Source organism: Acinetobacter sp. FDAARGOS_724 (genome assembly GCF_013364475.1).
Lineage (GTDB): Bacteria > Pseudomonadota > Gammaproteobacteria > Pseudomonadales > Moraxellaceae > Acinetobacter > Acinetobacter variabilis.
In genome coordinates this window covers 647,026-671,589 of the sequence record NZ_CP054908.1, presented here as the reverse complement: position 1 = coordinate 671,589, position 24,564 = coordinate 647,026, and the positions used below count along the sequence as shown (strand labels likewise).

The 24,564-nt window shown below is 43.2% G+C and carries 15 protein-coding genes, 2 tRNA genes, 3 rRNA genes and 1 pseudogene; 12 read left to right on the top strand and 9 right to left on the bottom strand.

The window, feature by feature from the left end; translation table 11 throughout:
• Window positions 1-515: 515 nt before the first annotated feature.
• A complete protein-coding gene (locus tag FOC32_RS04505) occupies window positions 516-1,679 on the bottom strand; it encodes a zinc-dependent alcohol dehydrogenase (protein WP_175966507.1) in 1,164 nt (387 codons plus the stop codon).
• Window positions 1,680-1,983: 304 nt separating this feature from the next.
• Window positions 1,984-3,927 carry an ATP-binding cassette domain-containing protein gene (locus FOC32_RS04500; RefSeq protein WP_175966505.1) on the bottom strand — a complete coding sequence of 648 codons (1,944 nt, stop codon included), beginning with the start codon at window positions 3,925-3,927 and terminating at the stop codon, window positions 1,984-1,986.
• A gap of 211 nt (window positions 3,928-4,138) precedes the next feature.
• Between FOC32_RS04500 and FOC32_RS04495 the strand changes: the two genes are divergently transcribed.
• The 4 genes from FOC32_RS04495 to erpA all read left to right on the top strand — a co-directional run bounded on the left by FOC32_RS04495 (window position 4,139) and on the right by erpA (window position 8,068).
• Complete coding sequence (locus FOC32_RS04495) at window positions 4,139-5,143, top strand: putative solute-binding protein (protein ID WP_175966503.1); 1,005 nt, start codon at window positions 4,139-4,141, stop codon at window positions 5,141-5,143.
• 254 nt (window positions 5,144-5,397) lie between these two features.
• Complete coding sequence (locus tag FOC32_RS04490; RefSeq protein WP_004780360.1) at window positions 5,398-6,408, top strand: putative solute-binding protein; 1,011 nt, start codon at window positions 5,398-5,400, stop codon at window positions 6,406-6,408.
• A gap of 194 nt (window positions 6,409-6,602) precedes the next feature.
• The gene (locus FOC32_RS04485) at window positions 6,603-7,616 is read left to right on the top strand and encodes a putative solute-binding protein (protein WP_175968152.1); all 1,014 of its coding nucleotides are present in this window, start codon (window positions 6,603-6,605) and stop codon (window positions 7,614-7,616) included.
• A gap of 116 nt (window positions 7,617-7,732) precedes the next feature.
• Window positions 7,733-8,068 carry an iron-sulfur cluster insertion protein ErpA gene (gene erpA, locus FOC32_RS04480; protein WP_004780362.1) on the top strand — a complete coding sequence of 112 codons (336 nt, stop codon included), beginning with the start codon at window positions 7,733-7,735 and terminating at the stop codon, window positions 8,066-8,068.
• 60 nt (window positions 8,069-8,128) lie between these two features.
• Here erpA and FOC32_RS04475 read toward each other — a convergent pair whose 3' ends face one another.
• The 6 genes and pseudogenes from FOC32_RS04475 to FOC32_RS04450 form a co-directional block, all read right to left on the bottom strand.
• Window positions 8,129-8,506 carry a hypothetical protein gene (locus tag FOC32_RS04475; RefSeq protein WP_162835342.1) on the bottom strand — a complete coding sequence of 126 codons (378 nt, stop codon included), beginning with the start codon at window positions 8,504-8,506 and terminating at the stop codon, window positions 8,129-8,131.
• 111 nt (window positions 8,507-8,617) lie between these two features.
• Window positions 8,618-9,522, bottom strand: a pseudogene (locus tag FOC32_RS17185) (matrixin family metalloprotease).
• A 106-nt stretch (window positions 9,523-9,628) separates the two neighbouring features.
• Window positions 9,629-10,024, bottom strand: coding sequence for a hypothetical protein (locus FOC32_RS04465; RefSeq protein ID WP_228127210.1), 396 nt, complete (start codon window positions 10,022-10,024; stop codon window positions 9,629-9,631).
• A 167-nt stretch (window positions 10,025-10,191) separates the two neighbouring features.
• On the bottom strand, window positions 10,192-12,132 hold the full coding sequence (dnaK, locus tag FOC32_RS04460) for a molecular chaperone DnaK (protein ID WP_125279437.1): 1,941 nt from the start codon (window positions 12,130-12,132) through the stop codon (window positions 10,192-10,194).
• Window positions 12,133-12,251: 119 nt separating this feature from the next.
• Window positions 12,252-12,794, bottom strand: a complete 543-nt coding sequence (gene grpE, locus FOC32_RS04455; protein ID WP_004780371.1) for a nucleotide exchange factor GrpE — start codon at window positions 12,792-12,794, stop codon at window positions 12,252-12,254.
• A 721-nt stretch (window positions 12,795-13,515) separates the two neighbouring features.
• Window positions 13,516-14,016, bottom strand: a complete 501-nt coding sequence (locus tag FOC32_RS04450; protein WP_159124276.1) for a hypothetical protein — start codon at window positions 14,014-14,016, stop codon at window positions 13,516-13,518.
• A gap of 213 nt (window positions 14,017-14,229) precedes the next feature.
• Between FOC32_RS04450 and FOC32_RS04445 the strand changes: the two genes are divergently transcribed.
• Window positions 14,230-15,300 carry an alpha/beta hydrolase gene (locus FOC32_RS04445; protein WP_175966501.1) on the top strand — a complete coding sequence of 357 codons (1,071 nt, stop codon included), beginning with the start codon at window positions 14,230-14,232 and terminating at the stop codon, window positions 15,298-15,300.
• Between the two features lie 45 nt (window positions 15,301-15,345).
• Here FOC32_RS04445 and FOC32_RS04440 read toward each other — a convergent pair whose 3' ends face one another.
• Window positions 15,346-16,017 carry an acetoacetate decarboxylase family protein gene (locus FOC32_RS04440; protein ID WP_175966499.1) on the bottom strand — a complete coding sequence of 224 codons (672 nt, stop codon included), beginning with the start codon at window positions 16,015-16,017 and terminating at the stop codon, window positions 15,346-15,348.
• Window positions 16,018-16,120: 103 nt separating this feature from the next.
• Between FOC32_RS04440 and FOC32_RS04435 the strand changes: the two genes are divergently transcribed.
• The 7 genes from FOC32_RS04435 to FOC32_RS04405 all read left to right on the top strand — a co-directional run bounded on the left by FOC32_RS04435 (window position 16,121) and on the right by FOC32_RS04405 (window position 24,203).
• Window positions 16,121-16,693: a peptidylprolyl isomerase gene (locus FOC32_RS04435; protein WP_175966498.1), complete on the top strand. Its 573-nt coding sequence runs from the start codon at window positions 16,121-16,123 to the stop codon at window positions 16,691-16,693.
• 437 nt (window positions 16,694-17,130) lie between these two features.
• Window positions 17,131-18,668: ribosomal RNA gene (locus tag FOC32_RS04430) — 16S ribosomal RNA — on the top strand.
• Window positions 18,669-18,729: 61 nt separating this feature from the next.
• Window positions 18,730-18,806 (top strand) — tRNA-Ile (locus tag FOC32_RS04425).
• A 45-nt stretch (window positions 18,807-18,851) separates the two neighbouring features.
• Window positions 18,852-18,927 (top strand) — tRNA-Ala (locus tag FOC32_RS04420).
• A gap of 373 nt (window positions 18,928-19,300) precedes the next feature.
• A 23S ribosomal RNA gene (locus FOC32_RS04415) occupies window positions 19,301-22,192 on the top strand.
• A 202-nt stretch (window positions 22,193-22,394) separates the two neighbouring features.
• Window positions 22,395-22,509: ribosomal RNA gene (gene rrf, locus FOC32_RS04410) — 5S ribosomal RNA — on the top strand.
• Together the 16S, 23S and 5S rRNA genes with 2 tRNA genes alongside form the textbook arrangement of a ribosomal RNA operon.
• A gap of 329 nt (window positions 22,510-22,838) precedes the next feature.
• Window positions 22,839-24,203 (top strand): MFS transporter, encoded by a 1,365-nt coding sequence (locus FOC32_RS04405; RefSeq protein ID WP_034171560.1) that lies wholly within the window; start codon window positions 22,839-22,841, stop codon window positions 24,201-24,203.
• Window positions 24,204-24,564: the final 361 nt, after the last annotated feature.

Here is a 24,564-nt window from a genome sequence, read left to right as displayed (position 1 = left end):
TAAATTCAAATTTACTTTCTATATATTGTGGATAAGTATTTTTAAATTTAAAATAGGGTTTTGAATTTAAAAGACTAGTTGGAGCCATATCTTCTCTGTTTTTGAAATTGACCAGTTCAGGTGATTTTTTATCTGTTTTTAATGGAAAAATTATATAAATAACTTAAAAATTAATAGCTTATATTAGTGTTGTAGATTTAATTAACAATCAGCGTGGAACATATTTTAATTATAAAAATCTTCACTGTAGTTAAACTACATAATTAATTTAATAATCAAGTGAAATTTCATTTTTTTCAATGAATCATAGGGTTATAGATTTTTCTAACTTTTACTCCTATGGTTTAATGCTTTTTTAAGTTTAGTCATCACATGACCTAGAGCCAGTTTATTTAATAACCAGGCAATAGATCTGAACTTTTAAAACTAAAAATAGAAAAAATACGATTTATGAAATAAGTGTAAAAATAAAAAAAAGCGCCTAACGGCGCTTTCTATTTTTTTAATCATTCTATTTATGGGGTCAGAATAATCTTGCGGCAGTCTTCTTCACGTTTATCAAAAATACGGTAGCCTTCAGCAGCTTCTTCCAGTTTCATGCGATGGGTGATAATCACTTCTGGAGACAGCTGGCCATTTTCTACATATTCAAGTAATTGTGGCAGGAATTTATGCACATGGGTCTGCCCCATTTTAAAGGTCAGTCCTTTATCGAAGGCATCACCAAACAGGAAGCCATGAATTGGGCCAGCATATACACCTGGCACACTCACCACGCCACCACGGCGTACTGCCGCAATACATTGACGTAGGGCAAAGCCGCTCGAACCTTCAATTTTTAGATTCGTCATCAACGTTTCAAGTAAACTGCCTTTGGCCTCGAAACCAATCGCATCAATGACGGCATCAACACCACGATGACCGGCAGTATTCTGAATAATATATTCAGCTGCATCGACTTCATCAAAATTCACTGGAATTGCACCATAAGTCTGATGGGCGAAACGCAGGCGGTAAGAGTGGTGATCGACTATAAAGATTTGCTCTGCGCCCAGCATACGTGCGCAGGCAGCCGACAGTAAACCAACCGGGCCAGCACCATATATCGCAACACTGGAACCGCGAGTGACCTGGGCATTGGTTACAGCCTGCCATGCAGTAGGCAAGATATCGGTAAGGAACAGGACTTTTTCATCCGGTAATGACCCCGGTACTTTAAATGGGCCTACATTACCTTTGGGTACACGGACATATTCCGCCTGTCCACCTGGTACACCGCCATATAAATGGCTATAACCAAATAGAGCTGCACCTGGTGGAATCTGTTTTTTATTGATAATTGCACCACGGCCAGTATTGGTATTCTCACAGGCAGCCATCAGTTCATGTTCACAGAAAAAGCAGTGACCACATGCAATCACGAAAGGAATAATTACCCGGTCACCTTTTTTCACTTCTGTGACTTCAGGACCAACTTCTTCTACAATTCCCATAAATTCATGGCCAAAAATATCGCCATCTTCAGTGGCCGGAATTTTACCCCGGTATAGATGCAGATCTGAGCCACAGATGGCAGTCGCTGTCACCCTTAAAATGACGTCATCTGGTTCCTGAATCACTGGATCTGGAACGGATTCAACTCGTACATCCCGAGCACCATGATAGGTAAGAGCACGCATACGGATTTCCTCTCTCTAGTTCAACATTAAACAGACTCGTATCAAGGCTGCCAAAAATAAAAAACACTTTTATTAGAGCCTTATGCACTAAGAAATCGCTGTAAATTAATGTATGAAATAAGACATCCGAGTGTTTAAAAAATAAACTTATATAGGATTTGCGTAATTCACTACAAAATATGTCAAAAATGGTTTCGATGAAGAAATCAGGGAAAAGATGGAGAGAGCAATATATAAAAAGTATAAAAAAAGAGATTAGCTCCAGTTGTAGCTAATCTCCAAGATTTGAATCAAGGTTTAAAACTTAACCTTCCTGAAAAGATTGCTCCAAACTTTCCAGCTCCATCATCAGTTCTAGCATTTGCTCTTCGGCAGTTTCCAGTTTCTGTTTCAGTTCAGTCTGCTCGTTCATGAGTTTCAGCAAGTCATCTTTACGTGCAGCTTCATATAAAGCGCTATCTGCCAGCAATTCTTCAATTTCTGCCAGACGTGGCTGTAGTTTGTCGATTTGAGCTTCACATTTTTCAATATTCTTGCGAATCGGACGAGTCTGCTCACGACGCTGGGCGGCCAGTTTACGCTGTGCTTCCTTATCTACTTTGGCTACAACTACAGGTTTAGTTTCTGTTTCTACTACCTGTCCTTTGGCTAAGGCATTCTGCGCATTAATCTGCTGTTGACGTGCTTCACGTAACCATTTGGCATAGTCCTGTAGATCTCCTTCAAATTCGGTACAACGTCCGGCATGCACTAACAGCAATTCATCACATACTGTCGCAATCAATTGACGTTCATGCGAAACCAGTACCACCGCACCTTCAAAATCCTGCAAAGCCATAGTCAGGGCATGGCGCATATCCAGGTCCAGATGGTTAGTCGGTTCATCGAGAATCAGTACATTTGGACGCTGCCAAACAATTAAAGCCAAAGCCAAACGTGCACGTTCCCCCCCAGAGAAACTCTCACATGGGGTATCCATGCGCTCACCGCTAAAACCGAAACTGCCGAGGAAAGAACGTAAAGAAGCTTCACTGATTTTTGGATCGGCGATGCGCGCCAGTTGTAGCGTTGGGCTGGCATTAGCGTCCAAAGCATCCATCTGGTGCTGAGCAAAATAGCCAATATTGAGTAATTCTGAGGCCTTGCGTTGACCATTTAATAACGGCAAATCTCCGACTAAGGTTTTGATCAGGGTTGATTTACCCGCACCATTCATCCCCAATAAACCGATGCGTGAATTTGGAGTGATTTGCAGATTAATTTTGCTGGCAATCGATTTATCGCCATAACCAATTTCCGCCTGTTCCAAGGCCAGAAGTGGTGAACTCATTTTGGTCGGTTCACGGAAACTGAAGGTAAAAGGTGTATCGACATGAGCAGGGGCGAGATCCTGCATGCGCTCCAGCATTTTAATCCGACTTTGGGCCTGACGTGCTTTGGTCGCTTTGGCTTTGAAACGGTCAATAAATTTTTGTAGATGTGCCCGGGCTTCCTGCTGTTTCTCAAAGGCCTGTTGCTGTTGCGCCAGACGTTCACTACGGGTCACTTCAAAAGTTGAATAATTGCCGGTATAGAGGGTGAGTTCCTGATTTTCGATATGCAGAATATGATCCGTCACGGCATCCAGAAAATCACGGTCATGCGAAATTAGCACTAAAGTGCCTTCATACGCCTTTAACCAATCTTCGAGCCACAAGATCGCATCCAGATCCAAGTGGTTGGTTGGCTCATCGAGTAATAGCAGGTCGGAACGGCTCATCAGGGTACGGGCCAAATTCAGTCGCATCCGCCAACCGCCTGAAAAACTGGAAACATCCAGACGGATCTGATGATCCATAAAGCCCAGACCGGCCATTAACTGAGCTGCTTTTGATGGTGCAGAATAGCCATGAATCTCGTCGAAACGGCCATGTAGCTGTGCCAGTTCTGCATCGGACAGCTGTTCTGGATGCGCAAGTTTGGCCTGTATATCCCAATACTCTTCATCGCCTGACAGAACAAAATCAATGGCAGGCATATCTAGTGCTTTAATTTCCTGAGCCATATGCGCTACGGTCCACACGGATGGACGGGTTAGTGAACCTTCATCTGCACTGAGCTCACCTAAAAGAGCCGCAAACAGGGTTGATTTTCCTGCGCCATTCACGCCGGTTAAACCAATTTTCCAGCCGGGATGAAGCTGCATGGAGGCTTTTTGAAATAACACTCGCCCACCACGGCGTAACGAAAGTTGGTCTAACTGAATCATTGAACTTACTAACAAGAGCAAAAGAGAATGCCGCTATTCTAATGGAAAGCCGGAAGAAAACAAAAAATCTTCGTTGCAGCTTATCCTGTTCAGGCTTTAAAAATTTATAGATTCATATATGATGAACTATATTTTGATTAAATACTCTATTTTTTTTAAAAACCGAAAGATAGAGCCATCAAGGTTCATAATAATATTGAGTAGAATAAAAATGAAAAATAGATTTTTAATTTTATCCGCACTGGGCCTATGGGCTTCAAGTGCACATGCTGCCCCAGTCAATGTCTGTGTATTTGATTTACTGGGAAAATCGGGTGAATCCTTCAAGCTGCTGGAAGAGTGGGCATTGGCCAGCAAGCAGTGGGGGGCTACGGTTCAATTGATTGCTTATCAGGATGAAGCTAAAGTCGATCAGGATGCCAAAGCCGGAAAATGCGATGGCTTCTATATGACGTCCATGCGTGCGCGAGCTTATAACAAATTTGCCGGCTCCATTGATGCGATTGGCGGCGTTCCTAATAATGACATTGCCATGAAAGCGGTGAGTTATGTGCTGGATAAACGTAATACCAAGCGCATGACCACCCAGATTGGCAAGGAAAAATTTGAAGTAGCCGGTATTGGCCAGATTGGTCCTGCTTATATCTTTGTCCGTGATCGTAATATGGATAAGTTAGAACATATTAAAGGCAAGAAGTTTGCGGTTCTACATTATGACTATGCCCAAACGATTATGGTGAACCGGGTAGAAGCCGTACCGGTGAATTCGGAAATTTCCAATTTCATCCGTAAATTTAATCAGGGTGAAGTGGATATTGTGGCAGCGCCCGCTTATGCCTTTAAACCTCTTGAAGTAACTAAAGGGCTGGGGCAGAAAGGAGCCATGATCAACTTTCCGGTGGTAAATGTCACGGCAGATCTGATTATTCGACCGGATAAATTTCCGGAACAGTTTGCAGCCAATTCCCGACAATGGTTTGTTAAGCAGTTACCCCGCAGCTTCGCGATGGTAAAACGGATGGAAGCAGAAATCCCACGTAAATATATTCTGAACCTGAGTCGTGAGGAACAGGTCAGTTATCAGAAAATTCTGCGTGAAGGACGCATGGATTTAACCAAACAGGGCATTTATGACGCTGGCATGATGACAGTATTAAAACGGGCACGTTGTACTGTGGAAAGAACTAATTTCGAATGCTCAATCAGTGGTGAATAGTTTTAAAATCATGTATATCTTTGTAACTACAGCGAATGAAATGTAATTCAAAGTAGCCAAGTTTAAATATTAAGAGACTGATATATTTATAAAAAAATCGGATAAAGGAAATTAAGAAAAGCTGATTTATCTTTATAGGCCAAAAAACGGCTTTTATCTGGAGTAAATGCTCTATTTTTTTGAAATAAATTTGCTTAATATTTGACGCGTGTACGGACACTCAGCTAACAACAAGATTTCAAAGGATAACTAAAATGAAAAAAACACTCTTATCATTGGCTGCATTTTCTGCATTTGGTTTTGCAGGTGTGGCACATGCAGAAAAGGTCGATATCTGTGTGTTTGACCTACTTGGTAAATCTGGCGAGTCTTTCCAGATGGCTCAGGAATGGGCGCTGGCAGCAAAAGGCTGGGGCGCAGATATCAATCTGATCGCCCGTCAGGATGAAGCCGTCGCTGACAATGACTTTAAGGCTGGCAAATGTGATGGTGTATTCATGACCGCCATGCGTGCCCGTCAATACAACAAGTTTGCCGGTTCAATCGATGCCTTAGGTGGTGCTCCAAGTAATGCCATTGCACAGCGTGCGATTAGCTTCGCTTTGGATAAGCGTAATGCCGCTAAAATGGTCACGACCATGGGCGGTAAAAAATATGAGGTGGCCGGGATTGCACCACTGGGTTCAGCTTTTATCTTTGTGCGTGACAAAAACATCAACTCCATTGAAAAAGCGGCAGGCAAGAAGTTTGCTGTTCTTGGCTATGATGATGCGCAAAAAATCATGGTTCAACGTGTAGGTGCTCAGGCTGTAGTGTCTGATGTATCTAACTTCGTAGCCAAGTTTAATAATGGTCAGGTCGATATGGTGGGTGCACCGGCATATGCGTACAAGCCACTCGAAATCTATAAAGGTTTGGGCAATAGCGGTGCGATGTTTAATTTCCCGGTACTGCATGTCACTTCTGACTTTGTGATTCGTCCGGAAAAATTCCCGGCTGGTTTCGGCCAGAAGTCTCGTGACTGGTTCATTAAAAACCTGCCTAAGAGCATGGCGATGATCAACCGTCTGGAAGCCGGTATTCCAGCGAAATATAAGCTGAATCTGAGTGCAGAAGATAAAACCAAGTACCAGAAGTTATTACGTGAAGGGCGTATGGATATGACCAAGCGTGGAATCTATGATGCCAGCATGATGTCGGTACTGAAACGTGCGCGTTGCTCTGTCGATAAAGCCAACTTTGAATGTTCACTTTCTGGCGAATAATTTGATTTTTAAGGAAAAAAGCTTAGATTTATCTAAGCTTTTTTTATATTAAACAAAGTCAGATCTGCCATTGCAGATCATAGCAAAGCAGTTAAGCTGATTAAAAATAATGCTTTCATGTTTGGTATAAAAAACAATAACATGTAGCACTTAAAGCAGATAACAAAAACAAGGCAATCAAGGAAAGCAAAATGATGCAGAGAGGATGGAAAGCCCTGGCTGTAGGTGCAGCACTCGCGGCAGTCTCAGGCCTGGCTCAGGCTAAACAGGTAGTATGTGTATTCGATCTGGTCGGCAAAAATGGCGACGTCTATGCTGTAATGAAAGACTATCAACTGGCCGCAAAAAACTGGGGTGCTGATATCGAGCTTAGGGTAAATACCAATGAAGCTGTCGTCGCAGAAGATTTTAAAGCTGGTAAATGTGATGGGATCAGTGTTACCGGTATGCGCGGCCGTCAGTTCAACCGCTTTACCGGTTCACTCGATGCGATTGGCGCGATTCCAGATTTGAACCTTGCAGTTAAAGTGATGCAAGGCCTGGCGAGTCCGACCTTTGCCAAGCTCATGGTTCAAGGCAAGTATGAAGTCGCAGGGGTGATTCCGGTAGGTGATGCCTTCCGGATGGTCAATGACCGGAGCATTAATACGGTTGCGAAAGCAGCAGGTAAAAAATTTGCTGTACTTGACTATGATGAAGCACAAAAAATAATGGTTCAGCAAGTGGGTGCACAGGCAGTCAGCGCCGATGTGACCAACTTTGGCTCTAAATTTAACAATGGTCAGGTCGATATTATTGGCGCGCCAGCTGCTGTATTTAAACCACTCGAGCTGCATAAAGGTTTGGGCAGTAAGGGCGCCATTGTGAATTATCCGGTGTTGCAGGTCACTGGTAATATCATTATTCGTCCGGATAAATTCCCGGTCGGATATGGACAAAAATCACGTGAATGGGTGAAAAGCCAGTTACCACGTGCTTTTGGAATTTTAGGTAAAATGAAGGCAGATATTCCCTCTAAATACTGGATGGATATTCCTGAGGCAGATAAACCGGGTTACCAAAAGCTGATGCGTGATTCGCGGATTGATCTGACCAAACGGGGTATTTATGACAAACGCATGATGAAGTTGCTCTGGCAATTCCGCTGCAAGCAGAATCCGAAAAACTTCGAATGTGCATTACAGGATGAGAACTATAAACAATCCTGATAAAATTACTCTGATTTGACTTTTAATCTGTACAGACTGACCATATATTGAGTGTGTTATACTTGAAATATGGTCTTTTCTTTTTAAAGACATTCCATTCAACAGAGGAATCCGCCATGAATGCTCAAGCGCTTGTGCTCACCGACAATGCCGCAAATAAAGTACGCCAGTTGCGTGACAGTGAAGGTAACCAAGACTTAATGCTCCGTGTGTATGTCACCGGTGGCGGCTGTTCAGGTTTCTCTTATGGCTTTAACTTTGCGGAAAGCCAAAATGAAGATGATGCAGAATTCGTCAATGGCGATGTCAAAATGCTGGTCGATTCTCTGAGCTATCAATATCTGGTTGGTTCAGTGGTTGACTATGTTGAAGGTCTGGAAGGTTCACGTTTTGTGGTACAAAACCCGAATGCTACGACGACCTGTGGTTGTGGATCTTCATTCTCGATCTAATACATATCAAGTTGAATAAAAAAGTCCTCGTATGAGGACTTTTTTATATCTGAAGAAAGCTTAGCTTTCTAATTTGACTGCTTCAAGCAGGTCAAAAATCACTGTAGTGACATCCTGACTCAGTTCGCGGTTATTAAATATCTCGTAGGCTGTAATAGTAATGTCCGTATCGCTCGGCAATAGACGCTGTTCCTCTTCAATCAAGTCATTGATCGGCAATAAGGTTTGTTTCACTTGCAGATGCAAAATATCCTTAAATTCAAGATTTTCATCATCTAGCTCGATCAGCTGTTCATTGAAATAAGGCAGCAAAATTGAATGAAGATAAGGTTGAATATCCTCGATATCAAAGATCTCGATATCCCGGGTTTCATCAATCGTACTAATGTGGTCATTTACTTCAATTAAAATATGGTAGTAACTCACATGAATCTCCAAGAAAGTTGGCCTAAGACATCCTACTGTTCTTCACAATAACATGAAATTAAACCGGGTTGTATTTTTACTAGCCAAAACACATAAATAATATAGGGAATTAAAACCTGAATTTTATCGGGTATACAACAGGGTCTTGTCTGCTGGACGCAGTTTGAAATCTTGCAGATTCTGTTCACCCAATACAGGATACATTAAGGCTTCCGGATCATTATGATGATAGAGACCCAAGGCATGGCCCAGCTCATGTGCTAAAGTTAAGCGCAAATCATCTTTGGCATCAAACTGGTAAATCTGGATCTTATCTCCCATAAAAATACCCTTATGAAACTGGCGTGGGGGAAAGCGCTGCTGGGCCTGCTGGATATTTCGCTGATGACTTTGCACACTGTTTTGATGAACAGAAACCTGCTGGTTAAACGAGGATAGCTGCTCCTGAAGATAGGCATATTCGCGTTTAAAATTTTCCAGTTTAGGCTTGAGCATTTCCATCTCATACTGAAGCTGTTCACGCTCGGCAGATGAGCTGGCCTGTTGACGGCGTTGCAATAGGGTTTGAAATTCAAATTCCAGCTGACTTTTTTGCTGGATCAGTCGTTGCTGCTGATCTTCCAGATTTTTCTGCGAAACTTGCAGATTGCTGACTTCACGCTGATATCTGGCTTCATCGGCAAGTAACTTTTTTCAACCTTTTTAAAGGCTTCATAGTCCTGTTGGCGTTGATCATAGATCAGTTGAATGGCCAGCTGAGCATTCTCATCATAGACCATCAGATCATCGCGATTGGTTCCTTCATGCCAGATCTGAATCGCTTCCTTACTTAATTGAATGACCTCATCACGGGTCAGGCCAAAACCCGGATCGACCTGGTCAATCTGGAAACGTAGGCGCGTATCAAAAGGATGGGTCAAACGGTCAGTCAGTGAGTTAAATTTTAATTGTGGATGGGTCTTGGTTTGTAGATGCAAAAACAATGACACAATGAAAACGACAATCCCCAGAAAGCTTAAAAGACGCATAGTGTTTTTTAAAATATTGTTTGGCTCAATGTAGCTAAAAAAACAGCAAAATCCTAGCGTCAGAGCGATAAAAACCGTGCTTATGCACGGTTCTGCTCAGGTTAGATTATGATTTTTTACCTTTCCACTGCTCAACCTGTCTTGGCATATTGGAATGATAAATAAAACCAAGGCCTATACCATTCAATAAGAAGATCATAAATTCAATTAAATATTTCAGGTTATAGGAATGTCTGGTTTGGTGATTAAAGGCATACAGCGTGATTTCAGATTTAAAGATCTGGAAAATAATATAGCTCAGCAATCCAATACCTAGAATGATAAAACCTTTTCCGGAAGGATAGCGCTGAGGTACAGCCAGGATCAGCAACACAATGATGGCAATCAGAAAGCCTAAGGAAAAAGAAGCTTCAATTCCGAAGGTTTGCAGGTAATTAAAAGGCGCCAGTACCACATTCGGCGGTAAGATCAGAAGCAGATTACCCATTGGGTAGAGCAGCATGATCGCAAGCCCGGAAGCCAGAAGAAAAAGCTTAATAAAATTCTGCATACGTTTTTTATTTTTAAGTTATTTATTTCATTATAGTTTAATTAAAAAACATTCTATTGCCTATGCATTGAGCAAAAAAAAGACCGCATAAAATGCGGTCTTTTTCTCAAAGTGACAAATTACTTTTTGTCATCTTTTACTTCAGTGAATTCAGCATCAACTACGCCGTCATCTGCTTTTTGAGCTTGACCTTCGCCGCCTTGGAATGCATTAGGATCGAAACCTTGTGCACCGCCTTGGCCTTGAGCTGCTTCATAAGCACGTTGAGTGATCGGCATAATAATGTTTTGCAATGCTTCAGTTTTCGCTTTGATTGCTTCAACATCATTTTCTTTCGTAGATGCTTCTAACTCAGAAACCGCAGTTTCGATTGCAGTTTTTTCGTCAGCACTCACTTGTTCGCCAAGATCTTTTACTGCTTTTTGAGCAGAAGAAACTAGCGCATCCGCTTCGTTACGTGCTTTTGCAAGCTCTTCAAACTTACGGTCTTCTTCAGCATTCGCTTCAGCATCTTTGATCATTGCTTCGATTTCAGCATCAGACAAACCTGAGTTTGCTTTGATCTGGATAGATTGCTCTTTACCAGTGCTCTTATCTTTTGCAGATACTTTCAAGATACCATCCGCGTTGATGTCGAACGATACTTCAATTTGTGGCACACCACGTGGAGCAGGTGGGATGTCGCCTAACTGGAAGTTACCCAACAATTTGTTTTGTTGAGCCATTTTACGTTCACCTTGGTAAACTGAAATATCTACAGCAGGCTGGTTGTCCGCAGCAGTTGAGAACACTTGAGATTTCTTCGCAGGAATCGTCGTGTTTTTCTCAATGATTGGAGTCAATACGCCACCCATGGTTTCAATACCAAGTGTCAACGGAGTAACGTCAAGAAGAAGTACGTCAGTTTTGTCACCAGACAATACTGCACCTTGAATCGCAGCACCCATTGCGACTGCTTCGTCCGGGTTCACGTCTTTACGTGGCTCACGACCGAAGAATTCTTGTACTTTTTGTTGTACAAGTGGCATACGAGACTGACCACCAACCAGAATCACGTCAGAGATGTCAGAAGTTGAAAGACCTGCATCTTTCAGCGCAATCTTACAAGGCTCGATGGTACGAGCTACAAGATCTGCAACTAAACCTTCAAGTTTTGCACGAGTCACGTTAATCACTAAGTGTTTAGGGCCAGTCGCATCTGCAGTGATGTATGGAAGGTTGATTTCAGTTGCGTTAGAAGAAGAAAGCTCGATTTTTGCTTTTTCAGCTGCTTCTTTCAGACGTTGTAACGCAAGTGGATCGTTTTTCAAGTTCACGTTTTGTTCTTTCTTGAACTCTTCAACCAGGTAGTCGATCAATGCATTATCGAAGTCTTCACCACCAAGGAAGGTATCACCGTTAGTTGATAACACTTCGATTTGCTGGTCGCCATCAAGGTCAGCGATTTCAATGATTGAAACGTCGAATGTACCACCACCCAAGTCGTAAACTGCAACTTTACGGTCGCCTTCTTTCTTGTCCATACCGAACGCAAGCGCCGCAGCAGTTGGTTCGTTGATGATACGTTTAACTTCTAGGCCTGCAATTTTACCTGCATCCTTAGTTGCTTGACGTTGTGCATCGTTGAAGTAAGCAGGAACAGTAATCACCGCTTCAGTGACTGTTTCACCCAGATAGTCTTCTGCAGTTTTCTTCATTTTTTTCAGAACTTCTGCAGAGATCTGTTGTGGTGCAAGTTTCTTATCGTTTACTTCAACCCAAGCATCGCCATTGTCTGCTTTGATGATTTTATATGGCACTAGACCGATATCTTTTTGTACTGCCTGGTCTTCATAACGACGACCGATCAGACGTTTAATCGCGAATAATGTGTTTTTAGGGTTCGTTACCGCTTGGCGTTTAGCTGATTGACCAACCAGAATTTCACCATCTTTGTACGCAATAATAGATGGAGTTGTACGTGCACCTTCAGCGTTTTCGATAACTTTAACTTTGTCGCCTTCAAGTACTGCAACACATGAGTTTGTAGTACCTAAGTCAATACCAATGATTTTAGCCATTTTGATGTTTCCTCAAAAATTTTTTTGTGATTTACACTTGTTATCCGATATGAGAGCCGTTCAATTTTTTTCAAGTAAACTTTTAGAAAAAATTTCACAAACTCCCGAATTTATTTAGCTTAAGCGCCAACCATAACCATTGCAGGACGTAATAAACGGCCGTTCAGGGCATAGCCTTTTTGCAAGACTGTACCGATCTCATTGGCTTTGGCATCTGGTGCAATACCAACTGCCTGATGTAACTCGGCATTAAAACCATTCTCAGTATCAACTACGACCACACCAAATTTTTCTAATGTTGTCAGTAAACCTTTTAAAGTTAGTTCTACGCCTTCCCGTAACGGGCCTTGTTCTTCACCCGCAGCGAGAATTGCACGTTCCAGGTTATCTACAGTTTCTAACAGCTCCTTAGAGAACTTTTCCAAAACAGTATCTTTATGCTTTTCTGATTCGCGCTGAATGCGTTCTACACTTTTTTGTGCCTCATATACGGCATTTGCAGTACGTGCTTTTTCCAGTTTTAAATCGCCTTCAAGCTGTGCGATTTGTTCCTGTAAAGACTCAACGGTAACTTCAGCTTGTTCAGGTTCAGCTTGAGCTGTTTGTTGTTCCGTTTGCTCTTGCTCAAGTTCTTGAGCTTGATCGTTTTGCTCAGTCGCCATTGATTTACTCCGTTTAAATGGGTTCTTAAACATGTACAGTCCTTGGGCGTCAGAGTTAACTGCGTTAATACTGAACTGCCATGATTGAAATTTTTAATTATTTAAAGAAATCGGGGCAGGGGCAAAAAATTCAAGCACAAGTACAGATTAATTTTAAGATTTATTTGGATTTAGTGACTTTAATAAAAGCAGCATCGTATTTTTAGATAGGAATAATAATTTTTATCTGTTTTAAATATTTTTAAGACAGGTGCATCATAGCGTCATTAACAGCGACCTTGTTCTGAGGAGAGAGCTGAACCAGGTTGCTGTTGCTTTATTTTTTAAACTGTTTTTCCAGTCAGATCCCTCACACAGGGTTCGGCTTTTTTTTGTCCAGATTATTTTTTAGACATAAAAGCGATTAATAACTAAGCAATAAAGTATTACACAAAAAATGAGTAACGCTATATTATTCATTTCAGATTCTATCGCTGTAGTTTCTTCTCTTTTTTAGAAATGTGTTTTCGTGGCTTATCTTTTCTCTAGATAAGCCTTTTTTTGCCTGAAATTTGCTACGGTTTTCGACTTATAAAATGGGATCATCTTCATCAAGACTATGCTGATTGAAAACATTTCTTCTATTCAAAGAAAATAGCTTGGATGAGATCAAAACCATAAAACTCAGTCCATAAAAAAGCCCTGATTTAAATCAGGGCTTCTCTGTTTATTTATATTCTGCCTAATCGCGGCGATTACGTGGTCGCTGCTGTTCCTGCTTACGTCGCTGATCATTCCAGCGTGGATTATTGGAGCGATTTTGCTGAACCCGTTTACGCTGCTGTTCTGCCACTTTCTTACGTTGTTCCAGCTGCTGGCGACGTTTACGTTCGGCCTGAGCCTGTTTCTGACGCTGGTTACTCAGATTCTTGCGTTGCTGTTCCAGACGTTGTCGTTCCAGTTGAGTTTTACGACGATCCAGTTCTATTTGCCGACGACGTTCCTGTTCCCAGTTACGCTGCTGAATATTTTTGCGCCGTTCCAGTTCCAGCCTCTTACGTTGCTGTTCATATTCCCAGCGTTGCCGGTCATAGCGGCGGTCTTGATCATAACGATAGTCATAACCTCGATCGCGACGGTCATAACGTCCGTCATAATAACCATCATCAGGAAAAGCCACACAGCCTACGGCTAAAGCTAAAAATGCAGTGGCTAAGGATACCGTTATTATTTTTATCGCCATAAGCTATCTCCTTGTATACAGACTTCTACATCAAAGTCGCAAAAGTGCTGTAAAAATCTCACTTAAACTATCAATGACATCTGATTAAATTCAGGTTAGCGTATTTGGCAGATGATCTATGTACATTGATATTAAGACTTATATAAGAATATGGTCACTAAAACCCTAATCATGTAGAAAAAATGAAGAATTATGGGAAAAGGATGAAAACTCATGGGTGCGAATAATCCGGTCACAAAATTTGTAATGGATAAGGGGCAGGGCACTGCAGCACGCTTGCTGGATTGCCTGCCGAGCTTTGCACAAGAACGTCTGGTAAAAGCATTGGATTATCCTTATGACTATCCTGATTTGGATCCTTATATAAAATGCTTGATGGCGATTCAGATCAAACAGGGACAGCACGGTTTTATTAGTGAAGATGCGGTGCGATCACGTCAACTGTTTGATGAACGCATGAAAGCTATTCAGGCGAAACCGACGCCGGTCAAGGCAGTCGAGGATCTGCGTCTGCCATTGCAAAATGGCACTATCTTTGCCCGACATTATCATCCGGCACCACAGAAAAAATTGCCGATGGTCATTTTCTATCATGGTGGTGCATTTATAGTGGGTGGTCTGGATACACATGATGAGTTCTGTCGTTTATTGGCGGTGCATGCCAAGGTGCAAGTGCTCAGCGTGGCTTATCCGCTAACGCCAGAATACAGTCCTTTGCAGATGGTACAGGTCTGTGAAGATGCTCTGGCTTGGGTACATCAAAACATCAAGCAGCTGAAAATCTATAAAAACCAGATTGTAGTGGCAGGGGATAGTGCAGGTGGAAATCTGGCGGCAGTGGTTGCGCAGCGGAGTGCCAATAAGATCTATGCACCTCGCGCACAGTTATTGCTTTACCCGGCTGTCGATTTTAAAAGCCGCCATCCTTCTTTTTATGCCTATAACCAGGGCCTGGTACTTTCAGCTCAGGATATTGATCTGGTAACCAAGTTATATGCTGAAACACATCAAGTCGAACTGGATGATCCGCTGATTTCACCGACCTATGGTGAACTGAAGAATCTGCCACCTGCCTATGTGATTACCGCCCGTCATGATGTGCTGCATGATGAAGGTTCAATCTATGCTCTGAAGTTACGTGAGAATGGGGTGCGAGTGTATTATCAGGAATATACAGATCAGGCACATGGTTTTATCAATCTAACCCCAATTCATAAACGTTCGAAAAAGCAGGTCATTGAACTCAGCAAGAATTTCCGTAAATTCTTGGACAAAAAGATCTGATTCAAAAATAGATGTAATTAAGGTGTTTCACGTGAAACACCTTTTTTATTTTTTATGGATCTTGGCTTCTGGAAAGACTAAATTAAATTTAGGCACATAAAAGCTTTGTAAATATTTAGCTTTAGAAAAATCCGGGAATATATCCTGAGTATTTTGCCACTCTGCCTGAATAAGCTTGGATAAATAACCCCGAAATTGAGGGCTAAACTGATAATGCCGGGATTTCCAGGTTTGCCGGATTTTTAGAATGGAGCTTGGAAGATGATGACTATTTAAATAGAAAGAACGAGGAGATTTAGGTTTTTTAAGACGAAGCGTCATGCTTTGCCCACGATGAGTAATGCGACAAATCGTTTCTTGTCCCTGCTCTTGCCAATTAAACTCTGCATATTCTTTAGGAATACCCCACAAGTGCTGACCATACACAATAGATTCATGGGTAGAGACATAAATTTTCGGAATAGTCGAAAGACGCCGTCTGCTAATTAAAGGATGATCCATAATCAGCAATTCATCATAAGGACCCACAGGAGAATGATGATAGCGCACCAATAGAACCTGAACGACACGGCCGAGTGGAGATGGCGCAATCCGAAAACTCTGAAATTCACGAATAAAATGAGGGGTAATCCAGTAATTCAGAATAAAACCCTCCCCTTGCAAGTGCCAAGGCGGAAATTGATGGACGCTTTTCTCCTGTAGTAAGGCATGGCTCATTATTATTCTCTTGTCTTTAGTCGGCAGGTCACTGCATTCTTAGTCATGAAAGATTAATATGTTGTGAATCTCAACCTTTCTTTATCAGTAGATGAGTTAAAAAATGTTAAAAAAATCATTATCTGCTATCGCGTTGATCGCATTTAGCTTGCCAAGTTTTGCTGCCAATACTCTGATCGAGATGAAGACCTCATCCGGCAATATCGAAATTGAACTCTTTAATGACAAAGCACCGATTACGGTGAAAAACTTTGAAGAATATGTCAAAAGCAACTTCTATACAGGAACCATTTTCCATCGGGTCATTCCAGGCTTCATGATTCAGGGCGGAGGCTTTGATCTCAACATGCAGGAAAAAGCCAATAATAAAGCTTCAATCAAGAATGAATCAGATAATGGTTTGCAAAACAAACGTGGTACTTTGGCCATGGCACGTACCAATAATCCTAATTCGGCTAAAGCGCAGTTCTTTATTAACCTGGTAGATAACAGTTTTCTGGATCGTTCACCAAGAAATGCGGGATATGCGGTATTTGGGCGGGTTACTAAAGGTATGGAAGTAGTCGATAAGATCGCTCAAGTACCTACTCAGAACTATGGCATGCATCAGGACGTTCCGAAAACAGCAGTAAAAATCAACAGTGTGACGATTAAAACACCAAGCGTGAAAAAGTAAGTGAAAAATAAAATATAAATGTTTTGTTTGTATTTTCTTTGGAATATTATGAACTTATGTAACAATTGGTAGAAAAATGAACCAATTTGGTGCATAAAAATGAAACAGTCATGATTGGTGTGCGTTAAAAGCACTTGCTTGTGTAGGAAATTGCCCTATAATGAGCTCATACCGACGAGATAGACGGAAACGAACGAAACACGAAGCGTTGAGTTGTTAAGTTTATCGAAGTCCAACTTCTGGCATTGACGAGATGTTAGAAAGATCATTAAGAGATTATGAAGAACAACTTGTGTGGATTTTTACTGGTTGATTGATCGAAATTATTTTCATTGATTAATTGGTTTAAATTACTCGAAGTTTATTTGAGCGAAATTTAAGTCAGAAAATTGATGAGCCAAGTTTAAGAACTTTACTTATAAAGTTCGAAATGATTTTAACTGAAGAGTTTGATCATGGCTCAGATTGAACGCTGGCGGCAGGCTTAACACATGCAAGTCGAGCGGGGATAGGGTGCTTGCACCTGATTCCTAGCGGCGGACGGGTGAGTAATGCTTAGGAATCTGCCTATTAGTGGGGGACAACGTTCCGAAAGGGACGCTAATACCGCATACGTCCTACGGGAGAAAGCAGGGGATCTTCGGACCTTGCGCTAATAGATGAGCCTAAGTCGGATTAGCTAGTTGGTGGGGTAAAGGCCTACCAAGGCGACGATCTGTAGCGGGTCTGAGAGGATGATCCGCCACACTGGGACTGAGACACGGCCCAGACTCCTACGGGAGGCAGCAGTGGGGAATATTGGACAATGGGGGGAACCCTGATCCAGCCATGCCGCGTGTGTGAAGAAGGCCTTTTGGTTGTAAAGCACTTTAAGCGAGGAGGAGGCTTACCTGGTTAATACCCGGGATAAGTGGACGTTACTCGCAGAATAAGCACCGGCTAACTCTGTGCCAGCAGCCGCGGTAATACAGAGGGTGCAAGCGTTAATCGGATTTACTGGGCGTAAAGCGCGCGTAGGTGGCTAATTAAGTCAAATGTGAAATCCCCGAGCTTAACTTGGGAATTGCATTCGATACTGGTTAGCTAGAGTATGGGAGAGGATGGTAGAATTCCAGGTGTAGCGGTGAAATGCGTAGAGATCTGGAGGAATACCGATGGCGAAGGCAGCCATCTGGCCTAATACTGACACTGAGGTGCGAAAGCATGGGGAGCAAACAGGATTAGATACCCTGGTAGTCCATGCCGTAAACGATGTCTACTAGCCGTTGGGGCCCTTGAGGCTTTAGTGGCGCAGCTAACGCGATAAGTAGACCGCCTGGGGAGTACGGTCGCAAGACTAAAACTCAAATGAATTGACGGGGGCCCGCACAAGCGGTGGAGCATGTGGTTTAATTCGATGCAACGCGAAGAACCTTACCTGGCCTTGACATACAGAGAACTTTCCAGAGATGGATTGGTGCCTTCGGGAACTCTGATACAGGTGCTGCATGGCTGTCGTCAGCTCGTGTCGTGAGATGTTGGGTTAAGTCCCGCAACGAGCGCAACCCTTTTCCTTATTTGCCAGCACTTCGGGTGGGAACTTTAAGGATACTGCCAGTGACAAACTGGAGGAAGGCGGGGACGACGTCAAGTCATCATGGCCCTTACGGCCAGGGCTACACACGTGCTACAATGGTCGGTACAAAGGGTTGCTACTGCGCGAGCAGATGCTAATCTCAAAAAGCCGATCGTAGTCCGGATCGCAGTCTGCAACTCGACTGCGTGAAGTCGGAATCGCTAGTAATCGCGGATCAGAATGCCGCGGTGAATACGTTCCCGGGCCTTGTACACACCGCCCGTCACACCATGGGAGTTTGTTGCACCAGAAGTAGGTAGTCTAACCTTAGGGAGGACGCTTACCACGGTGTGGCCGATGACTGGGGTGAAGTCGTAACAAGGTAGCCGTAGGGGAACCTGCGGCTGGATCACCTCCTTAACGAAAGATTGACGATTGGTAAGAATCCACAACAAGTTGTTCTTCATGACGATGTATCTGAGGGTCTGTAGCTCAGTTGGTTAGAGCACACGCTTGATAAGCGTGGGGTCACAAGTTCAAGTCTTGTCAGACCCACCATCTGCCAGAAAACAGAAAATCAGAACATTGACTTATTGATAAGCTGGGGACTTAGCTTAGTTGGTAGAGCGCCTGCTTTGCACGCAGGAGGTCAGGAGTTCGACTCTCCTAGTCTCCACCACGTATTCGTTCGAATACGTAATAAGCAAACGGTTTGATAGCTTATAGAGCTTAGTAAGAAAGCGGCGTATAATGCGCGGCATTGTTATTAACCTCTGTGATTTATCACAGTAATGCAGTCCGACGAGGATGCATTAAATCATTAACAGAATATATTTGAGTTGAAATAATTTGTTCATACTCATGAAAGAGCGGAAACGAGAGATCGCGAGATTGATTGTTGAAGTGATTGAATGAGAACTAGCGAAATTAACTGAATCAAGCGTTTTGGTATATGAATCTAATTGAAGCTGTACAGTGATTAAGTTCACGAGATCGCAAACAACTACGTTGCTACACTGACTTGTAGGTGTAACGACTGTTTGGGGTTGTATAGTCAAGTAATTAAGTGCATGTGGTGGATGCCTTGGCAGTCAGAGGCGAAGAAAGACGTGATAGCCTGCGAAAAGCTCCGGGGAGGCGGCAAATATCCTGTGATCCGGAGATGTCTGAATGGGGAAACCCACCGGCTATAAGGTCGGTATCATAAACTGAATACATAGGTTTATGAGGCGAACGCGGAGAAGTGAAACATCTCAGTATCCGTAGGAAAAGAAATCAATTGAGATTCCCTCAGTAGCGGCGAGCGAAAGGGGAACAGCCCATTAAGTCATATCAGTTTTAGTGGAATGCTCTGGGAAGTGCAACCATAGTGGGTGATAGTCCTGTACACGAAAGGGCTGATATGATGATGTCGAGTAGGGCGAGGCACGTGAAACCTTGTCTGAATATAGGGGGACCATCCTCTAAGGCTAAATACTCCTGACTGACCGATAGTGAACCAGTACCGTGAGGGAAAGGCGAAAAGAACCCCTGTGAGGGGAGTGAAATAGATCCTGAAACCGCATGCATACAAGCAGTGGGAGCCACTTTGTGTGGTGACTGCGTACCTTTTGTATAATGGGTCAGCGACTTATATTCAGTAGCGAGGTTAACCGAATAGGGGAGCCGTAGAGAAATCGAGTCTTAATAGGGCGTATAGTTGCTGGGTATAGACCCGAAACCGGGTGATCTATCCATGAGCAGGTTGAAGGTTGGGTAACACTAACTGGAGGACCGAACCCACTGTCGTTGAAAAGCCAGGGGATGACTTGTGGATAGGGGTGAAAGGCTAATCAAACTCGGTGATAGCTGGTTCTCCCCGAAAGCTATTTAGGTAGCGCCTCGGACGAATACCATTGGGGGTAGAGCACTGTTTCGGCTAGGGGGTCATCCCGACTTACCAAACCGATGCAAACTCCGAATACCAATGAGTACTATCCGGGAGACAGACTGCGGGTGCTAACGTCCGTAGTCAAGAGGAAAACAATCCAGACCGCCAGCTAAGGTCCCTAAATCATAGTTAAGTGGGAAACGATGTGGGAAGGCATAGACAGCTAGGAGGTTGGCTTAGAAGCAGCCACCCTTTAAAGAAAGCGTAATAGCTCACTAGTCGAGTCGGCCTGCGCGGAAGATGTAACGGGGCTAAAACTATGTACCGAAGCTGCGGATTTGCAATTTATTGCAAGTGGTAGGGGAGCGTTCTGTAAGCCGATGAAGGTGGATTGAGAAGTCTGCTGGAGGTATCAGAAGTGCGAATGCTGACGTGAGTAACGACAAAACGGGTGAAAAACCCGTTCGCTGAAAGACCAAGGGTTCCAGTCCAACGTTAATCGGGGCTGGGTGAGTCGACCCCTAAGGCGAGGCCGAGAGGCGTAGTCGATGGGAAATTGGTTAATATTCCAATACTTCAGTGTAATGCGATGAGAGGACGGAGAAGGTTAAGTCAGCCTGGCGTTGGTTGTCCAGGTGGAAGACTGTAGGCATGTATCTTAGGCAAATCCGGGGTACTCTATGCTGAGAGTTGATAGCAAGCCAGTTTACTGGTGAAGTGGCTGATACCATACTTCCAGGAAAAGTCTCTAAGCTTCAGTTACACTGGAATCGTACCCGAAACCGACACAGGTGGTCAGGTCGAGTAGACCAAAGCGCTTGAGAGAACTCTGCTGAAGGAACTAGGCAAAATGGTACCGTAACTTCGGGAGAAGGTACGCTGCCGGCGGTGATAGGACTTGCTCCTTGAGCTGTTGGCAGCCTCAGAAAACAGGCCGCTGCAACTGTTTATTAAAAACATAGCACTCTGCAAACACGAAAGTGGACGTATAGGGTGTGATGCCTGCCCGGTGCTGGAAGGTTAATTGATGGGGTTAGCGTAAGCGAAGCTCTTGATCGAAGCCCCAGTAAACGGCGGCCGTAACTATAACGGTCCTAAGGTAGCGAAATTCCTTGTCGGGTAAGTTCCGACCTGCACGAATGGCATAATGATGGCGGCGCTGTCTCCAGCAGAGGCTCAGTGAAATCGAATTCGCCGTGAAGATGCGGTGTACCCGCGGCTAGACGGAAAGACCCCGTGAACCTTTACTGCAGCTTGACATTGAACTTTGATCTTACTTGTGTAGGATAGGTGGGAGGCTTTGAAGTGGTGACGCTAGTTGCCATGGAGCCGTCCTTGAAATACCACCCTGGTAATATTGAGGTTCTAACTCTGCTCCCTGATCGGGAGCGAGGACCATGTCTGGTGGGTAGTTTGACTGGGGCGGTCTCCTCCTAAAGAGTAACGGAGGAGTACGAAGGTGCGCTCAGCGTGGTCGGAAATCACGCGTAGAGTATAAAGGCAAAAGCGCGCTTAACTGCGAGACCCACAAGTCGAGCAGGTACGAAAGTAGGTCTTAGTGATCCGGTGGTTCTGTATGGAAGGGCCATCGCTCAACGGATAAAAGGTACTCTGGGGATAACAGGCTGATACCGCCCAAGAGTTCATATCGACGGCGGTGTTTGGCACCTCGATGTCGGCTCATCTCATCCTGGGGCTGAAGCAGGTCCCAAGGGTATGGCTGTTCGCCATTTAAAGAGGTACGCGAGCTGGGTTTAGAACGTCGTGAGACAGTTCGGTCCCTATCTACCGTGGGCGCTGGAAATTTGAGAGGATCTGCTCCTAGTACGAGAGGACCAGAGTGGACGAACCTCTGGTGTACCGGTTGTGACGCCAGTCGCATCGCCGGGTAGCTATGTTCGGAAGGGATAACCGCTGAAAGCATCTAAGCGGGAAGCCTACCTCAAGATAAGATTTCCCCGAGACTTTATGTCTCCTAAAGAGCCGTTGAAGACTACGACGTTGATAGGTTGGATGTGGAAGTGCAGTGATGCATGAAGCTGACCAATACTAATTGCTCGTGAGGCTTGACTATACAACACCCAAGCAGTTGTATATAAAGCATCAATTGATTTCATATTGATCTAACGATCAGACGAAGCCTTGATTTAGTTAAGCTAATCGAACAAACTACTGCGACTCAGATAAATCTGTTAATGCATTCTATTTGAAGAAAGCTAGGCAAACGAAGCGCAAGCAACGTAGATAAGACCATAGCGAGTAAGCATACCAGTTGTGCTGGCGACCATAGCAAGAGTGAACCACCTGATCCCTTCCCGAACTCAGAAGTGAAACCTCTTAGCGCTGATGGTAGTGTGGGGTCTCCCATGTGAGAGTAAGTCATCGCCAGCTCATTATTCCTAAAAGCCCTCTGCTCACGCAGGGGGCTTTTTTTATGCGGGGGGTTCTAGAAAAAAAAGTAAATAACCTCCTAATTGTACCTAGATAATAAAAATATAAATAACGTGAAAAGTATAATTAATTAACTTCGCCTTATTTTCTTATTGGTCTGTCTAAAAATTATTCAATCTACGACTTTAGCCTAAATTTTATTAAAAACATCTAACTTGGTAAGTTTTGCAGTAGACAAGGTTTAAAGAATCATCCATTTTATATACAAAAGTGAATGAACGTTCATTTTTTCATAGAATAAAAAAGCTCACAATTGGAGGTGAGGAAAAATGACAGCAACAACAGTGAATGTGAATGCTGTAGTGGATGAAGCAAAGTTTAAACCTTTTCATTTAAAGATCGTACTTTGGTGCGTATTTGTCGTTATTTTTGACGGTTATGATCTGGCAATCAACGGTGTTGCTTTACCCCTACTGATGCAAGAATGGAATATGACGGCAGTTCAGGCCGGAATGCTTGCAAGTACCGCTCTGGCCGGCATGATGTTTGGTGCCATGCTCTTCGGTATGCTGGCAGATAAAATTGGACGAAAAAATGTCATCCTGATTTGTGTGACCTTATTCAGTGGATTTACGTTCTGGGGCGGTTTTGCCTCTGGTCCGACTGAATTTGGCATCCTACGTTTTATTGCGGGCTTAGGTATTGGCGGTGTATTGCCGAATCTGGTCGCATTAACTTCTGAATATGCGCCACAAAAAATGCGCAGCACTTTAGTCACTACCATGTTTAGTGGCTATGCAGTCGGCGGGATTATGGCGGCGTTATTAGGTGCCTGGTTTACCCCAAGTTTTGGTTGGGAAATCATGTTCTATATCGCAGGTATTCCATTATTGATGCTGCCTATACTGTATTTGTATTTACCGGAATCTTTAACTTTCCTGGTAAAAAAACAGCAAAATGAAAAAGCTAGTAAAATTGTTCAACAGATCAGTCCTGAGCAAAATGTCACTGCAAGTACCCAGTTTGTACTGAATGAAGTGCATGCACCCGATGCTTCTATTGCCGCTTTATTTAAGCAGGGCCGTAGCATGAGTACCTTATTATTCTGGTGCTGTTTCTTTATGTGTCTGCTTATGGTCTACGCATTGGGTAGCTGGTTACCAAAACTGATGATGGCAGCGGGTTATTCTCTGGGTAACAGCTTAATGTTCCTGATGGCCATGAATATTGGTGCAGTGGTTGGAACCATTGGTGGCGGTATTCTGGCGGATCGTTTCCATCTGAAACCGGTCATTATTGGCATGTTCCTGTTGGGTGCAGTTTCATTAGTTGGATTAGGCTTTAACTCTCCACAAGCTGTGATCTATCTGCTGGTCGCTGCTGCAGGTGCTTCGGCAATTGGTAGCAGTATTCTGCTCTATAGTTTCGTGGCTCAGTACTATCCATTGGCAATCCGTTCTACTGGTATTGGTTGCGCGTCTGCAGTCGGTCGGGTAGGGGCAATTGTTGGTCCAATTATTATTGGATTCCTGTTGGGTATGGAGCTGCCACACAAAATGAACTTCCTGGCAGTTGCGATTCCAGCCATTATTGGCGCGATTTCAGTGGCTATGATTGTACGTAAAGATCTGAATGCAGAACGAAATGCTGAGACCTTACTGGCGAAACAGAAGCTGAATTCTATTAAAACCTAGTCACTTTTTGCCAATCAACTTGCTATAAATCTTAATTGAGTCAAAAGATCCCTTTCATAAGAAAGGGATTTTTTGTTCAAAGTATAAAAATCATTCATAAAAAATTGAATAAATCAAAAAATCATTGGTCTATAGACTATTTATATAGGCATTTTAATGAGAATAATAAATGTCTAAATATTCAATTATTTAGCTTTATGAAAATGTGATAAATCACATAAATAACTTCTATTTTATGGCTGAAATTGCTCCATCATTTGGTCTTATTGTGCACTAAATCTCACTTGCGTATATTGCTAAAACTTGAATATTCCCCTGGATATTCAAAAGGATTTTATGGACAAGTACTCATGGGAGATGA

Coding starts and splice junctions, on each gene's coding strand:
- grpE (WP_004780371.1), bottom strand. CDS start 12,794: ATGGCGACTGAGCAAAACGATCAAGCTCAAGAACTTGAGCAAGAGCAA.
- FOC32_RS04495 (WP_175966503.1), top strand. CDS start 4,139: ATGAAAAATAGATTTTTAATTTTATCCGCACTGGGCCTATGGGCTTCA.
- FOC32_RS04485 (WP_175968152.1), top strand. CDS start 6,603: ATGCAGAGAGGATGGAAAGCCCTGGCTGTAGGTGCAGCACTCGCGGCA.
- FOC32_RS04490 (WP_004780360.1), top strand. CDS start 5,398: ATGAAAAAAACACTCTTATCATTGGCTGCATTTTCTGCATTTGGTTTT.
- FOC32_RS04445 (WP_175966501.1), top strand. CDS start 14,230: ATGGGTGCGAATAATCCGGTCACAAAATTTGTAATGGATAAGGGGCAG.
- FOC32_RS04465 (WP_228127210.1), bottom strand. CDS start 10,024: ATGCTGCTCTACCCAATGGGTAATCTGCTTCTGATCTTACCGCCGAAT.
- FOC32_RS04505 (WP_175966507.1), bottom strand. CDS start 1,679: ATGCGTGCTCTTACCTATCATGGTGCTCGGGATGTACGAGTTGAATCC.
- FOC32_RS04500 (WP_175966505.1), bottom strand. CDS start 3,927: ATGATTCAGTTAGACCAACTTTCGTTACGCCGTGGTGGGCGAGTGTTA.
- dnaK (WP_125279437.1), bottom strand. CDS start 12,132: ATGGCTAAAATCATTGGTATTGACTTAGGTACTACAAACTCATGTGTT.
- FOC32_RS04405 (WP_034171560.1), top strand. CDS start 22,839: ATGACAGCAACAACAGTGAATGTGAATGCTGTAGTGGATGAAGCAAAG.
- FOC32_RS04435 (WP_175966498.1), top strand. CDS start 16,121: ATGTTAAAAAAATCATTATCTGCTATCGCGTTGATCGCATTTAGCTTG.
- FOC32_RS04440 (WP_175966499.1), bottom strand. CDS start 16,017: ATGAGCCATGCCTTACTACAGGAGAAAAGCGTCCATCAATTTCCGCCT.
- erpA (WP_004780362.1), top strand. CDS start 7,733: ATGAATGCTCAAGCGCTTGTGCTCACCGACAATGCCGCAAATAAAGTA.
- FOC32_RS04450 (WP_159124276.1), bottom strand. CDS start 14,016: ATGGCGATAAAAATAATAACGGTATCCTTAGCCACTGCATTTTTAGCT.